The organism is Burkholderia sp. E168m23 (assembly GCF_016586125.1).
GTDB lineage: Bacteria > Pseudomonadota > Gammaproteobacteria > Burkholderiales > Burkholderiaceae > Burkholderia > Burkholderia orbicola.
Genome location: NZ_BCPP01000098.1, coordinates 1 through 12,148 on the forward strand (window position 1 = coordinate 1; position 12,148 = coordinate 12,148).

Here is a 12,148-nt window from a genome sequence, read left to right on the forward strand (position 1 = left end):
CAGTGCGAAGTCGAAGCGTGCGGCGAGATCGGGCCCCGGCGTCGCGACCGCCGTGGCGCCCGGCAACACGCTGTCGTGCCGTGCGTCGAACTGCTGCGCGAACTTCACGCGCAGCCATTCATCGCCGCGCTTGACGGGCGGCTTCACCGCGTCGACGACGCGCTCGAACGGCACGTCCTGATGCGCGACCGCGTCGAGCGCCGCGGTACGCGCCGCGTCGACGAGCGCGCGGAACGGCAGCGTCGGCGCCACGCGTACGCGCAGCGCGACCGTATTCAGGAACAGACCCAGCAATGCGCGCGTTTCAGGACGCTGGCGATGCGCGACCGGCACCGCGACGACGACGTCCGTTTCTCCGGTCAGGCGCGACAGCCATGCGTCGAGCGCGGCCAGCAGCACCGTGAAGACGGTCGCTTGCGCGTCGCGTGCGAGTTGCCGCACGTCGGCCGCGACCGCATCGGGCAGACGCACCGATACACGTGCGCCGTGCAGCGTGCGCGTGGCGCCCGGCTGGCGGTCGACCGGCAGCGCGAGCGGGCCCGGCACGTCGCGCAACGCGCCGCGCCAGTAGTCGAGCTGACGCTCGCCCTCGCCGCCGGCCAGCATGTCACGCTGCCAGTCCGCGTAGTCGGCGTACTGGATCGGCAATTCGGGCAGCGACGGCTCGCGGCCTTCGGCATACGCGCGGTACGCTGCCGACAGTTCGTCGAACGCGCAGCGCGAGCTCCAGCCGTCGGTGATCGCGTGATGCGCGGTCAGCAGCAGGCGGTGACGATCGTCGGCGAGCGCAACGAGTGTTGCGCGCAGCAGCGGGCCGCGTGCGAGGTCGAACGGCTCGGCTGCGTCGCGCTCGGCGAGACGCGCGGCTTGCGCGTCGCGGGCGGCCGGCGGTTGATCGCGCAGGTCGACCGCGGCGATCGACACCGGCAGATGCGCGTGAATCCGCTGCATCACGACGCCGTCGTCGTTGTCGACGAGGGTCGTGCGCCACGCTTCGTGACGGCCGATCACGTGATCGAGCGCTCGCTGCAGCGCGTCGCGGTCGAGCACGCCGTCGATCGTCCAGTGTGCGGCGATGTGATACGCGGCGCTGGCGTCGCGCGTTTGCGCGAGCACCCAGAAACGTTGCTGCGCGAGCGATGCCGCGCGATCGACGTACGGCGCGCCCGATGCGGCGGCATCGGCCGGTGCGCGGCGCGCGGCGATCGTGACCAGCGGTTCGCCGGTTTCGCGTTCCGCGCGATCGACCGTGTCGGCCAGCTCGGCGAGCGCCGGATCGGCGAACAGCGTATCGAGCCGCAGATTCACGCGCACGGCCGCACGGATCGCGGCCTGCAACTGCATCGCGGCGAGCGAATCGGCGCCCAGCGCGAAGAAACGATCGTCGCGCGACGGCATGACGTCGAGGCCGAGCAGCGTTTGCCAGAGGCCCGCGATCTGCTGTTCGGTCGGCGTGCGCGGCGCATCGCCGGCGGCTGGCGACGTGTCGCGCGCGGCGGCAATCCGCTCGCGCAGCGCGGCACGGTCGAGCTTGCCGTTCAGCGTGTACGGCAGCGCATCGCAACGCACGAACCGGTGCGGCTGCCACGCGGCCGGCAGTTGCGCGGCCACGTGCGCCTTCAACGCGGCATCGTCGGCCGCCGCGCGCAGCGCGACGCACGCGATCAGCCGCGTCGGCCCGTTGGCGGTGTCGGCGATCACGGCCGCATCGGCCACGGCCGGATGCGAGCGCAGGCACGCGGCGATTTCCGCCGGCTCCACGCGTACGCCGCGCACCTGGACCTGATCGTCGAGGCGGCCCAGATAATCGTATGCACCGTCGTCGCGCAAGCGTGCGAGGTCGCCGGTGCGATAGACGCGCGCGCCGGGCTCACCGTCCGCATCGGGAACGAAACGTTCGGCCGTGAGCGCCGGGCGGCCGTGATAACCGCGTGCGACGCACACACCGCCGAGCAGCAGTTCGCCCACTCCATCGGCTTCGGCGCCGTCGATGCGTGCGACCCGCGGGCCGATCACGCGGCCGATCGGCAGCGACGCATACGCGTCGTCCGCGGCCAGCACCGGCGTCTCGCCCGGTTCGACCGGCCACAGCATCGGCGAGATCACGGCTTCGGTCGGCCCGTAACCGTTGATCAGGCGCACCACCGGGAACGTGCGGCGCACGAATTCGAATGCCTGCTGCGGCAGCGCTTCGCCGCCGAACGCGAGCACGCGCAAGGCCGGCGGCACGCCGTCGCGCGCGGCGACGGCCGCGAATTCACGCAGGTATGCAGGCGGAAATGCGGCGACGTTCACGGCTTCGCGCACCATCAGCGTGTGAGCGTCGACCGGCGCGAACGGCTGCGGCGGCGCCACGACGATGCCGGCGCCGACCGCGAGCGGCGCGAGCCAGCATTCGTGCGCGGCGTCGAAGTTGACCGACGCGAAATGCAGCAGACGGTCGCCGGCCTCGATCGGCAGCGCGGCAGCAAGCGCGTCGCAATGCGCGGCGAGCGGCCCGTGCTCGACGACCACCGCCTTCGGCGTGCCGGTCGAGCCCGACGTATAGATCATGTAGGCGGCCGAACGCGGGTGCACATTCACAGTGTCGTCATCGAACCCGTGATCCTGCGCGACGCCCGATGCTTCGGCCGTCACGTCGAACGCGTGTTCGAATGGCGTGCCGAGCGCCGCGCGGCCGGCGGCGTCGACGATGCCGTGCCGCAGTTGCGCATCCTGCACGATCCAGTCGAGGCGCGCGGCCGGATGACGCGGATCGAGCGGCACGAATACGCCGCCGGCCTTGAGCACGGCCAGCAGCGCGACGAACAGTTCGCCCGAACGCTCGACGCACACGCCGACCCGCACTTCGGCGCCGACGCCGGCCGCGCGCAGTTGCCGGGCGAGCTGCGATGCACGTGCATCGAGCGCACCGCGCGACAGCCGCAGGTCGTTCTGGAAAGGCACCGCGATGGCGGGCGCGTCGGGCGCGACGCGCGCCAGTTCGCGGATTCGGTGATGCAGCGCAGTCGGGAAACTCGTCATGTGCATGAAGTCCTTCGGTCCGGCCGCTTCGGCCAAGTCTCGGGGCCGCTTGGGGCGGCTTCACTGGTGTGACGAACGGCGCGGCCGATTTTTTACCGTTTTGCGCGCAAAGTGCGTGCGGCCGCTTTTTTTGCCGATGGGACTAAATATTTGCGCGGCCCGTTCGTCTATCAGGGAGGAAAGCCGGAACGGGGCTCGCCCCGCCGCTTTCGCGTCAGATTTGCCGTTTCCGCGTTATTGCCTGCCTTCCCTTTACCGACGTTGCCGATGACAGCCGCCCACGAGCCTTCTTCCCCGCCGTCCCTCGACGCTTCCCCCGGCCGCCCCGCGGCGCGCCTGATCCTTGCGCTGCTGCGCGAAAGCCGCGTGTCGCTCACGCTGGCGCTCACCGCGTGCGTGCTGAACGGCGTCGCGAGCGTGCTGCTCGTCGCGACGCTGAACCGCGCGCTGTCGCAACCGGGCGCCGCCGACGCGGCACTCGCGTGGCGCTTCGCGCTGTGCGCGGTGATCGCGCTCGTCACGCGGATCGTGTCGGGCACGCTGTTCGCCCGCCTGTCGCAGGACACGATGGCGCGCTTGCGCGTGCATCTGGCGCGGCGCGTCGGCGCGGCCGAGCTGCGCGACATCGAGCGGATCGGCGCGGCGCCCGTGCAGTCGGTGCTGACCGACGACGCGACCAACGTGTCGATGCTGTTCTTCGCGCTGCCGAACCTGGTCATGCACGGCTCGATCGTGTTCGGCTGCCTCGGCTACCTGGCGTGGCTGTCGTGGCCCGTGTGCCTGCTGGCGCTGGCCGCGATCATCGCCGGCTCGCTCGGCTATCACACCGGCGATCGCCGCGCGATCGCGGCGCTCGAAGCCGCCGGCCAGGCGCAGGACCGCCTGTTCGGCTATCTCGGCTCGCTGTTCTCCGGCGCGAAGGAGCTGAAGCTGCACGACGCGCGCGCCCGCCAGTTCGTCGACGGCCAGCTCGGCGCCGCGATCGGCGAAGTGCGCGACCACCGCCGCCGCGCGTTCAGCGCGTACGCGGTCGGGGTCGGCTGGATCATCTTCCTGTTCTACGTGTTCCTCGGCGTCGCATCGTTCTGGCCGCAGCTCGGCGTGCATGCCGATCCAGCCACGGCGGCCGGCTACGTCGTCGTGTTCCTGTTCATGCTCGTGCCGCTCGACGGTCTGCTGAACAACCTGCCGACCGTCAACGCGGCGCGCGTGTCGCTCGGGCGGATCGAAGGCGTGATGGCCGAATTCGGCGCGCTGCGCACGGTGCCGCCCGCGGCCGATGCGCCCGACGTGCCGCCGGCCGGCGCCGTCACGCTGCGCGGCGTCACGCACGCGTATTTCCACGAACGCGACGAACGGATGTTCAGCATCGGGCCGATCGACCTGACGATCAAGCCGGGCGAGCTCGTGTTCATCGTCGGCGGCAACGGCAGCGGCAAGACCACGCTCGCGAAGGTGCTGACCGGGTTGTACGAGCCCGAACAAGGCACGATCGAGGTCGACGGCCGCACGATCGGCTGGCGCGAGCGCGCGGCCTACCGGCAGCGCTTCAGCGCGGTGTTCAACGATTTCCACCTGTTCGATGCGCTGCTCGGCATCGTCGACCCCGACGATCCGTCGCGTGCGCAGGCCGATGCGCGGGCGAACGCGCTCGTCGCGAAACTCGCGCTCGATCACAAGGTGAAGGTGGTCGACGGCGCGTTCTCGACGCGCGCGCTGTCGACCGGGCAGCGCAAGCGGCTCGCGCTCGTCGTCGCGTACCTGGAAGATCGCCCGTTCTACCTGTTCGACGAATGGGCGGCCGACCAGGACCCGTCGTTCAAGGCCGTGTTCTACGAGCAACTGCTGCCGGAGCTGCGCGCGCGCGGCAAGGCCGTGATCGTGATCACGCACGACGACCGCTACTTCGATCTCGCCGATCGTCTGCTGAAGCTCGACAACGGGCGCATCGTCAGCGACACGCAACCGGCACGCCTGCGTGCACAGGATGGCGTCGATGCGCTGAGCGCGTAACCCGACAGTTGCTCAAAAAAATCGCCGGCACGCTGCATGGGCAGTGTGCCGGCGATTGTCGTTTCAGCGGGGAATGTGGCTGACGTGTGGCGAAAAGGAATGGCGGAAGCCACGCGTCGTCGGGCCGATCACGACGCCCTGCCCGTCAACGCGGCATCGCCTGCTGCTCGAAGCACGCCGCGCTCAACGCACGGCCGGCAGCTTCAACATCGTGTCGGTCATCACGTCGGCCAGCTTCAGCGCCGACATCGGACCGCCGAACCCCCAGATGTTGCGCTCGATCAGCGCGATCCGGTGTTCCTTCAGCGCGGGCACGAAGCGCCACACCGGCGAATCGAGTTTCGCCGACAACGGCACGTCCATCCCCGACGCGGTCACGAACAGCACGGCGAGGTCGCGCTGCCGCAGCAGATCGGCCGACGTCACGTACAACGTGCCTTCCCGCGTCGGCTTCTTCGGCCACGGCTCGAGCCCGAGCGCCCGCGCGAGGCCCGCCGACGTGCTGTTGCCCGTATAGGCCCAGTAACGATCGGGCAAGCCGAGATCCTGCAGCAGCGCGACACGCTCGCCGTGGCGGCCCGCGGCCGCGAGCCGCGCCGCATTGCGGGCGATGCCGGCGTCGAGTTGTGCTTCGACCGCCTGCGCGCGCGCGTCGCGCCCCGTCACCGCGCCGATCGTCCGGAAAATCTGCCGCATCCAGTCGAGCTGCGTGACCGGCACGCCGTCTTCCGACACGTTCGGGCTGAACTGGAACAGGATCGTCGGCGCGATCCGGTCGAGCGCGTCGAAGATCGGCGCGTGCCGGAAGCCGACGCCGATGATGAGATCCGGCTTGACCGCCGCGATCGCCTCGAGCCCCGGCTCCTGCCGCGAGCCGATGTCGGTCACGTGCGCGAGCTGCTCGCTCCGGTAGCCGAGCCAGCCCGGGTAGAACGCCGTATCGGCCATCCCGGCCGGCACGAGGTCGAGCGCGATCACGCTTTCCGCGAACATGAAGTCGAGCGCGACCACGCGCTGCGGCCGCACGGGCATTTTCGCGCTGGCCTGCGACACGACAGGGTTGCCGGCCAGCGACACGGCGCGTTGCGAACCGCCCGCGCCCCCGGCCACGGAGGCGGCCGCCGCCGATGCGGAAAACACACCGCAGCACGCGGCGCCGAACGCCGCCGCGAGTGCACCGAGCGCGTGCCGGCGGCCGGCGTGCGTCACCGGATCGCGTCCTGCTCGGCCAGCGCCGCGTCGTCCATCGTCAGTAGCAGGGGGCAGCTTCCACACAGTTGCGTTTCTCCAGGAATTTCGTAGCGCAGGCAGCACACGCGGCGCGCGCGAAACGGCGTCGGCAGCAGCGGCGAGCGCGGCACGGCATCGCGCACGGGCTGGCGCAGCGGATTCGATTCGCCGCGCACGCAGGTCGAACCGAACAGCCAGTTCGCGTCGCCCACGGGATCGGCCGCGCACGGCAGCGAGCGATACGTATCGAGCAGATAGTCGAGCAGGTTGCCCGCGTTGCTCCACAGCACGCGCGGCGTGACGCGGGCCATCGCCGCGAGCAGGTCGATCACCGCGCCGAGATGCGCGATGAGCCCCGCATAGCGCGGCTCAGGATCGTCGCACGGCGCGCCGAGCGCGTCGCTCGCGAAATACAGCGCGGCCGGCATACCGTCGTCGAGCGCGACGAACGTGCGCTCGGGCGTCATGTCGAGCGGCCGGCCGAGCGTCAGCGCGGCGACGACGCCGGCCGGCGCCGCGCGGCCGAAATAATATTTGCTCCATTGCGACATCAGCGCGCGCGCATGCTGCGCCGGATCGCCGCCGTAATGGTCGACCATCGCGCCGAGCACGGCGTCGCGATGCGCTGGCAACGCGCTGACGGGCACGACGACGCGGCCCGGCGCATGCGCATCGTCAGGCATGCCGAGCCAGACGACGTCGAGGTGCTCGGCGAACGGTTCCGGCGCGAACGCCGAAAAGCGCGTGGCGCGCGCGCCGTCGAGCGCCGGCGTCATCGCCCCGCGCGCCGGGCGCGGCGCCCCTCGAGAATCAGCAGACCGAGCAGGTACGGCGCGCCGATCAGCGCGGTCAGCACGCCGGCCGGCACTTCGCGCGGCGCGACGACGGTGCGCGCCGCGAGATCCGCAAACCCGAGGATCAGCGCGCCGCACGCCGCCGCGAGCCACAGCCGCGTGCGATGCCGGCGCGCGCCGAGCATCGTCGCGACGTGCGGCGCCATCAGCCCGATGAAGCCGACCGGCCCGACCGCTGCGACGGCCGCGCACGCGGCGAGCGTCGCGATCGTCAGCGCGAGCGGCCGCAGCGCGGCCACCGGCAGGCCGAGCGCAGCCGCCTGGTCGTCGCCGAGCGCGAGCATGTCGAGCGGTTTCGCGAGCCACGCGAACACCGGCACCGCGAGCACGCACCACGGCAGCAGCATCGACACCTCGCCCCAGCTGCGGCCATACGTGCCGCCGACGAGCCACACGACGAAGCGCGCGGGCTGCACGCTTTCCTGCGTGATCAGCCATTGCGCGAGCGTGGTCCACAACGCACCGATCACGATGCCGGTCAGCGCGACCGCGAGCGGCGCGTAGCGATGCCGGTGATTCAGCGCGAGCGTGATCGCGAGCGACAGCCCGCCGCCGATCAGCGCGGCGGCGGCCAGCGTCACGTGGCCCATCAGCGGCCACGTCGACAACGCGAACAGCGTGACGAGCCCCGCACCCTGCGTGACGCCGAGCACTTCGGGGCCCGCGAGCGGATTGCGCACGACGCTCTGCATCGCGACGCCGCTGACCGCCAGCAACGCGCCGGCGAGCAACGCGCACAGCAGGCGCGGCATGCGCAGGTCGATCAGCATCCGCGCGAGCGCATCGTGACCGGACAGCGCCGCCGACCAGCGCGCGGGCGACAGCCATTCGGGGCCGGCGGACACGCCGACGAAAACCACCAGCCCGCCCGCCACGACGAACAACGCGGTGCGCAGCGGCCAGCCGAGCCGTTCGAGCCAGCCGACGAGCCGCGTCGAGCCGCCACCCGCCGCGCGTTCGGCATCCGCATGCAGCACGCCCGACCACGCGGCGCCGCGCCGGATCATCGCGAGCATCAACGGCGTGCCGACCAGCGCGATCGCGACGCCGGTCGACAGCGTCGCGTCGAGGCCCGACGCGAGCACCGCGCTGTCGGTGACCAGCACGAGCGCGCCGCCGGCGAGCGCCGACAGCGGCACCAGCACGCCGAGCCGCGCCGCACGCGCGCCACGCACCTGGCGCAGCAGGTTCGGCGCGACGAGGCCGACGTACGACAGCGGGCCCGCGATGCTGACGGCCACGCTCGTGAACGCGACCGCGACGATCGTCGCGGCGAGCCGCGTCGCATCGACGCGCACGCCGGCCGCGGCCGCCGCATCGTCGCCGAGCGTGAGCGGATTCAGCGGCCGGATCACGAACGGCAGCGCGGCGAGCGGCACGACGAGCCAGCGCGCGGCGAGCGCGAGGCCCGTCGCGCCCGGCTGGTACAGGCTGCCGTTGGTCCACAGCGCGGCGCCCGCGATGTTCTGCTCGAAGAACGCGAGCACCAGTGTCGACAGCGCGGCGAACAGCAGCATGCATACGCTGCCCGCGAGCACGAGCCGCAACGGCGTCGCGCGCCAGCCGCCCGCCGCGACGATCGCGCACGCGGCCGCGACGAGCCCGCACACGAACAGCAGCGGCACCGTCGCGACGCCCGCCAGCGCCGGCACCAGCATCGCCGCGAGCAGGCCGAGCTGGGCGCCACCCGTCACGCCGAGCAGGTCGGGCGACGCGAGCGGATTGCGCGTGAGCGACTGGAACAGCGCGCCGGCGATGCCGAGGCAGCCGCCCGCGACGAGCGCGGCCGCCACGCGCGGCAGATTGAGGTCGAACAGGAACACGTGCGCGAGCGACGCGGCATCGCTGCCGGGCGCCGCGTCCCACCACACGCGCAGATCGGGGGCGATCCGCAGCGCCGCGAGCAGCGCGATCAACGCGACGAGGCCGAACGCGATCGCGCCGGCCCGCCCGCGGGTCGCCCCTCTGCCCGCCGCCGCGAGGCGCTTGCGCATCGCGAACGTCGTCATACGGCGAGATCCCGATCGAACACGCCGGCCGCCTGCGGCGCGCCGTCGGTCGACGGCCCGTAGGCCGGCACGCACATCGGCGCGCCCGTCTGCGGATGCGCGAGCTTCAGCATCTCGACGCCGAATGCCGCGCGCAGGCGCGCCGGGTCGAGCATCGCGTCGGGCGTGCCCTGCGCGACGAGGCGGCCCGCGCGCATCAGCACGATCTCGTCGCTGTACGCGGCCGCCTGGTTCAGGTCGTGCAGCACCCACACGATCGTCAGGCCGCGCGCGCGGTTCAGCGTACGCAGCGCATCGAGGATGTCGAGCTGGTGATGAATGTCGAGATAGGTCGTCGGTTCGTCGAGCAGCACGATCGGCGCCTGCTGCGCAAGCGCCATCGCGATCCACGCGCGCTGGCGTTCGCCGCCCGACAGCGCACCGACGTCGCGCTCCGCGTCGCCCGCGAGGCCGCTCGTGTCGAGCGCCTCGTCGATCGCCGCCTGATCGGCGCGCGACAGGCCGCGCAGGAAGCCTCCGTACGCATAGCGTCCGTACGCGACGAGCTCGCGCACGGTGAGGCCCGACGGAATCTGGTTGAACTGCGCGAGCATCGTCAGCTCGCGCGCGAGCGCGCGACGGCGAAACGACGCGAGCGGCTGGCCGTTCACTTCGACATGGCCGGCACGCGCGGGCTGCAGGCCCGCAAGCGTGCGCAGCAGCGTGCTCTTGCCGCAGCCGTTCGGTCCGCACAGCGCGGTTACGCGGCCGGCCGCGATCGACAGGTCCAGCCCGTCGATCACGACATGGTCGCGATATCCCACCGACAGCCCGCGCGCGGCAAGCGCGGCGGTACTACGCGTCATCAATCCTCCGTTCGGTCGCGCGGGACCGTGTAACTCTGCGCCATCGCGACGACGACCTTGCGCGGCCCCTCGAACGGGTCGCGGGCATGCGCGGTCAGCATGTTGTCGAGCATCAGCACGTCGCCGGTGCGCCACGGGAACACGATGCGCTGCTGGTCGAGCACGCCGCGGATCTGCGCGAGCGCATCCGCCTCCAGCGGCTCGCCATCGCCGTAATACACGTTGCGCGGCACGTTCTCGAGCCCGACCGCGTCGACGAGCGCTTCCTGCATGTCGTCGTCGAGCGCCGACAGGTGAAACAGGTTCGCCTGGTTGAACCACACGCGCTCGCCGGTGCGCGGATGACGCGCGACGGCCTGGCAGCGTTCGCGCGTGCGCAGCAGCAGCTCGCCGTCGTCGTCGGTGCGCCACGCACATTCGATGCCGCGCGCCGCGCACATCCGCTCGACCTCGGCCGGCTCGTCGGTGCCGAACGACTGCTGCCACGGCAGATCGAGCCCCTGCCCGAAATTGCGCACGTACAGCAGCTCGCGTTTCTCGAAGCGCGCGACGAGCGCCGGATCGAGCGCGCGATACACGGCGCGGCTGTCCGCGATCGGCGTCGCCCCGCCCTTCGGCGCGGCCAGCGCGCAGTGGAACCAGATCCGCAGCGGCCATTCGCGCGTGTACGACTGCTCGTTGTGCAGCGGAATCGCGCGGTGCGGCGGGTATTCGGTCGACGTGTAGACCGCGCCTTCGACCTGGCTGCGCGGCGTCGACGCGTATTCATAGCCGATCAGCGGATCGCCGAACGAGGCCGCGAATTGCTGGAACGCGTCGATCGACGGCACGTGAAAGCCCGTGAACAGCACGCCGCCCGCCCGTTCGAGCGTGTCGGCCGCGATCTCGCGCGCCAGCGGCGCGACGTCGTCGATCGACATCCCGTCGCTGCCGCGCGGCGACACGACGGTGGGCAGCCCCGGCTCGATACGCAGGTCGTCGAGCGTCGGCAACGAAAGCAGGGTCATGCAACGTCCTCTTCAGGTGGTGCGCCGCACACGCGGCACAACGGGTCACGACGCGCGCGTCGCGCGCTCGCCGTCCATCGCGCGGCGCAGGCTCGCGGGGCGCATGTCGGTCCAGACGGTCTCGATGTGCGCGAGACAGTCGGCCTTCGGGCCGCTCACGCCGACCTCGCGCCAGCCGGCCGGCACGGGCCGGAACGTCGGCCAGATCGAATACTGTTCTTCGTCGTTGATGACGACCGTATAGACGAGATCGTCGGTGTCGGCGGAAGGCGTCGGGGCTTGCGTCATGATCGGAAATCGCTGGGCGGTTGAAGGAGGCGAAGCGGCGAATTCGGCCGCTCCTGTCTGATAGACGGTTGGCCGGCGCGTTTTTTTACCGCCGCCGCGCGCGGCCGCCCAGGAACACCGGGCACGCGACGCCGCGATGGCACGCATCGAGGCATTCCGCGCAGTGACGTTCCGCGTCGCGCACCATGAAATGCACGAGCGTCTGCGACACGTTCAGCGCGCGCGCCGCGGTCTGCAGCGTCTCCTCGCGCAGCCGCACCATCTCGAATGCCGCCCGGCTGCGCGCCGGCAGGTCGTCGAGCGCGGCCCACACGCGCCGCAGCGTATCGCGCGTCATCAGCGCGGCTTCCGGCGTCGGCTCGGGCGACGGCACGTCGTAGCCGTCGTCCTCTTCCGTGTGATAGACGTTTTCGAGGCTTTGCCGGCGGCACGCGTCGATCGACGCATTGCGCACCATCCGCGTCACGTACGCGACCGGCTGGCGCACCGCGTCCTGGTTCGGGAATTCGACGAGCTTCACGAACACGTCGTGCACGACGTCTTCCGCGCGGCTCGCGCAGCCGACGAAGCCGCGCGCGACGTTGACCAGCATCGCGCGATGCGAGATCAGCACGTCGAGCAGCGCGCCCTGCGCAGCGGGCTGGGACGCCCGGCGCGCACGCGGCGCGGCGCGCGGCGGCAGGTCCGGATAACTGCCGAGAAACGGGTTTGCCGCTGCCGCCGCCGGTCGGTCGAGCACTTCCGCCATGGCCATCGATCTGCTCCGTCAAATTCCGAGATAGCGCAATTTAACGTAAACGCAAATCATTCTCAATCCGATTACAGGATGTCCCTTTCGGTTGTCGGGATTTGTCTGAACAATTGCCGGAATCGTTGCC

9 protein-coding genes are annotated in these 12,148 nt (G+C 71.2%); 1 reads left to right on the plus strand and 8 read right to left on the minus strand.

All coding sequences use genetic code 11. The features are described 5' to 3' along the window. On the minus strand, positions 1–3,024 hold a 3,024-nt coding region (locus JMF90_RS07950; protein ID WP_201325025.1), incomplete at its 3' end, for a non-ribosomal peptide synthetase. A 267-nt stretch (positions 3,025–3,291) separates the two neighbouring features. On the opposite strand from JMF90_RS07950, the gene JMF90_RS07955 reads away from it, so the two are divergent. Then, positions 3,292–5,037 carry a cyclic peptide export ABC transporter gene (locus JMF90_RS07955; protein ID WP_027812364.1) on the plus strand — a complete coding sequence of 582 codons (1,746 nt, stop codon included), beginning with the start codon at positions 3,292–3,294 and terminating at the stop codon, positions 5,035–5,037. A gap of 183 nt (positions 5,038–5,220) precedes the next feature. Here the strand turns inward: JMF90_RS07955 and JMF90_RS07960 are convergent, their stop codons facing one another. From JMF90_RS07960 to JMF90_RS07990, 7 genes are all read right to left on the minus strand, one after another. Continuing rightward, on the minus strand, positions 5,221–6,246 hold the full coding sequence (locus JMF90_RS07960; RefSeq protein ID WP_054927806.1) for an ABC transporter substrate-binding protein: 1,026 nt from the start codon (positions 6,244–6,246) through the stop codon (positions 5,221–5,223). Beyond that, complete coding sequence (gene fhuF / locus JMF90_RS07965) at positions 6,243–7,043, minus strand: siderophore-iron reductase FhuF (RefSeq protein ID WP_054927805.1); 801 nt, start codon at positions 7,041–7,043, stop codon at positions 6,243–6,245. The genes JMF90_RS07960 and fhuF overlap by 4 nt, the downstream gene beginning before the upstream one ends. Further along, positions 7,040–9,130 carry a Fe(3+)-hydroxamate ABC transporter permease FhuB gene (fhuB, locus tag JMF90_RS07970; RefSeq protein ID WP_054927804.1) on the minus strand — a complete coding sequence of 697 codons (2,091 nt, stop codon included), beginning with the start codon at positions 9,128–9,130 and terminating at the stop codon, positions 7,040–7,042. The genes fhuF and fhuB overlap by 4 nt, the downstream gene beginning before the upstream one ends. Then, positions 9,127–9,975: an ABC transporter ATP-binding protein gene (locus JMF90_RS07975; RefSeq protein WP_053526398.1), complete on the minus strand. Its 849-nt coding sequence runs from the start codon at positions 9,973–9,975 to the stop codon at positions 9,127–9,129. The genes fhuB and JMF90_RS07975 overlap by 4 nt, the downstream gene beginning before the upstream one ends. Next, on the minus strand, positions 9,975–10,982 hold the full coding sequence (locus JMF90_RS07980; RefSeq protein ID WP_054927803.1) for a TauD/TfdA family dioxygenase: 1,008 nt from the start codon (positions 10,980–10,982) through the stop codon (positions 9,975–9,977). The genes JMF90_RS07975 and JMF90_RS07980 overlap by 1 nt, the downstream gene beginning before the upstream one ends. Before the next feature lie 45 nt (positions 10,983–11,027). Then, positions 11,028–11,270 carry an MbtH family NRPS accessory protein gene (locus tag JMF90_RS07985; protein ID WP_006476052.1) on the minus strand — a complete coding sequence of 81 codons (243 nt, stop codon included), beginning with the start codon at positions 11,268–11,270 and terminating at the stop codon, positions 11,028–11,030. An 85-nt stretch (positions 11,271–11,355) separates the two neighbouring features. Next, positions 11,356–12,024, minus strand: a complete 669-nt coding sequence (locus JMF90_RS07990) for an RNA polymerase factor sigma-70 (protein WP_027812956.1) — start codon at positions 12,022–12,024, stop codon at positions 11,356–11,358. Between the last annotated feature and the right edge of the window lie 124 nt (positions 12,025–12,148).